The 504-nt window shown below is 65.9% G+C and carries 1 protein-coding gene; it reads left to right on the top strand.

Features of this window, described 5'->3' with window-relative positions; all coding sequences use genetic code 11:
- On the top strand, positions 1 to 504 hold a 504-nt coding region (locus AAE045_RS24535; RefSeq protein ID WP_455549888.1), incomplete at both ends, for an NAD(P)-dependent oxidoreductase.

Here is a 504-nt window from a genome sequence, read left to right as displayed (position 1 = left end):
GCTTCGCAGCGATGGACCGTGGCAGCAGACGGTCGGCCGTGACCTGCATGGTGCGCGGTTGGGACTGCTGGGGCTGGGCAAGATCGGTCAACGCGTAGCGCAGATCGGCCAGGCGTTCGGGATGCATGTCAGTGCATGGAGTCCGAATCTCGATGCCGCCCGTGCGGCGGCGGCGGGGGTGCAATTGGCCACGTCCAAGCAGGCGCTGTTCGCCGGCAGTGACGTGGTCTCGCTGCATCTGGTCCTGGGCGAACGCAGCCGCGGAATCGTGGATGCCGACACGCTGGCCTGTCTGCCGACGCACGCGTGCCTGATCAATACCGCGCGGGCCGGTCTCGTTGATCGGCAGGCGTTGATCGATGCCGTGACTGAAAAGCGCATCGCCGGTGTTGGCCTGGATGTCTTCGACATCGAACCCCTCCCGGCAGGGCATCCGCTGCGCACATTACCCAACGTCTTGGCGACGCCCCATCTGGGCTACGTCACCGAGCGCAATTACCGGGA

This window comes from Dryocola clanedunensis, assembly GCF_038405435.1.
GTDB lineage: Bacteria > Pseudomonadota > Gammaproteobacteria > Enterobacterales > Enterobacteriaceae > Dryocola > Dryocola clanedunensis_A.
The sequence above is the reverse complement of the archived record's forward strand: the minus strand, read 5'-3'. Positions and strand labels throughout refer to the sequence as shown.